2 tRNA genes and 2 rRNA genes are annotated in these 810 nt (G+C 45.6%); all 4 read left to right on the forward strand.

Going from position 1 to position 810, the window contains the following annotated elements:
* Nucleotides 1–82 (forward strand): 16S ribosomal RNA (locus EHW58_RS15570); the annotation flags it as partial.
* Between the two features lie 91 nt (nt 83–173).
* A tRNA-Ile gene (locus EHW58_RS15575) sits at nt 174–250 on the forward strand.
* Between the two features lie 107 nt (nt 251–357).
* A tRNA-Ala gene (locus EHW58_RS15580) sits at nt 358–433 on the forward strand.
* Nucleotides 434–695: 262 nt separating this feature from the next.
* Nucleotides 696–810 (forward strand): 23S ribosomal RNA (locus tag EHW58_RS15585); the annotation flags it as partial.

An 810-nucleotide genomic window follows, 5' to 3' on the forward strand; every position in this document is an offset into this window, starting at 1 on the left:
GTTTACCACGGTGTGGTTCATGACTGGGGTGAAGTCGTAACAAGGTAGCCCTAGGGGAACCTGGGGCTGGATCACCTCCTTACTGACGCTATTCTTGCGAGTGTTCACACAGATTGTATAGGTTGAAAGTCAAAGAGATACGAATGCCTTAGTGAAAGGCTCGTACCTTAGATGGGTCTGTAGCTCAGCTGGTTAGAGCGCACCCCTGATAAGGGTGAGGTCGGTGGTTCAAGTCCACTCAGACCCACCAATTTCTCCTGATGCTTCGTTAGTGCATTCCTCGTTTAGCGAACTAAACGTCGAAATACACTGCCTTGCCTCAAAAGAAATTGGCACCAGCATCTAAGGAATTATGATGGGGCTATAGCTCAGCTGGGAGAGCGCCTGCCTTGCACGCAGGAGGTCAGCAGTTCGATCCTGCTTAGCTCCACCACTTTTTAAGCGCATTTATGATGATAAGTGTCTTTAAAAAGTGGTTTATCGTATTGATAGAATCACATGCTCTTTAACAATCTGGAAAGCTGACAAGTCATTCTTAAAGAATGACAGTAAAGTTCTCAATCAGTGACATGTAATGTCACTCACACAATCAAGTGTGCTTGGGCTTTGTCTTATTTGATAAGCAAAGTCTCTATTTTGAGTCCGGCAAAAACAAAACCTTAGTTGTTTTCATGCAAGACCTTTTGGGGTTGTATGGTTAAGTGACTAAGCGTAGACGGTGGATGCCTTGGCAGTCAGAGGCGATGAAGGACGTACTAACCTGCGAAAAGCGATGGTGAGCTGGTAAGAAGCATTTGAGCCATCGATGTC

Origin of the sequence: Salinivibrio sp. VYel1 (assembly GCF_009377945.1) — a bacterium.
GTDB classification, from domain to species: Bacteria; Pseudomonadota; Gammaproteobacteria; order Enterobacterales; family Vibrionaceae; genus Salinivibrio; species Salinivibrio siamensis.